At 64.5% G+C, this 234-nt stretch carries 1 protein-coding gene; it reads left to right on the forward strand.

What is annotated here, in order from left to right; genetic code table 11:
• A partial coding sequence (locus KVT38_RS34285; RefSeq protein ID WP_254639765.1) for a M3 family metallopeptidase occupies positions 1-234 on the forward strand: 234 nt, incomplete at both ends.

Consider the following 234-nt stretch of genomic DNA (forward strand, 5'->3'; position numbering starts at 1 on the left):
CTCAGGGCGATGGATCGAAGCCGAAGACAGGCCTGGCAAGCGGCCGGGCGGGTTCTGCACCGACTTTCCGCTGACCGGGGAGACGCGCATCTTCATGACCTATTCCGGAACGCCGGACAACGTCTCTACGCTGGCCCACGCGCTGGGGCACGCTTACCATGGTGTCTGCGTGGACGGGTGGCCGCAGTTCGGACGGAACTATGCGATGAATGTCGCCGAGACGGCGTCCACGTT

The organism is Cohnella sp. GbtcB17, from assembly GCF_019091135.1.
In the GTDB taxonomy this organism is placed as follows: domain Bacteria; phylum Bacillota; class Bacilli; order Paenibacillales; family Paenibacillaceae; genus Cohnella.